1 pseudogene is annotated in these 263 nt (G+C 46.4%); it reads left to right on the forward strand.

Annotated features, from left to right (window positions below):
* Positions 1 to 263, forward strand: a pseudogene (locus tag AAEY75_RS15660) (flavin monoamine oxidase); the annotation flags it as partial.

Consider the following 263-nt stretch of genomic DNA (forward strand, 5'->3'; position numbering starts at 1 on the left):
ATACCAATATGCCTATTACCCAAATTGCTTATCCGTCAGAAAATATGTTTAAAGATGGCTCAGGTGTATTGCTTGGTGCCTATGGTTTTGGCGCGACTTCTTATAAGTTTAATACTCTAACACCGCAAGAGCGTATCAATGTGGCGCTTGCCTACGGTAAGTATATCCATCCGCAGTACCCAAAGGAATTCCGCGCCGGAACATCTGTCGTCTGGCACCGTATCCCATGGACACTCGGCTGCTACGGTATTTGGAGTGAGTCT

Origin of the sequence: Psychrobacter sp. TB55-MNA-CIBAN-0194 (genome assembly GCF_040309505.1) — a bacterium.
In the GTDB taxonomy this organism is placed as follows: domain Bacteria; phylum Pseudomonadota; class Gammaproteobacteria; order Pseudomonadales; family Moraxellaceae; genus Psychrobacter; species Psychrobacter fozii.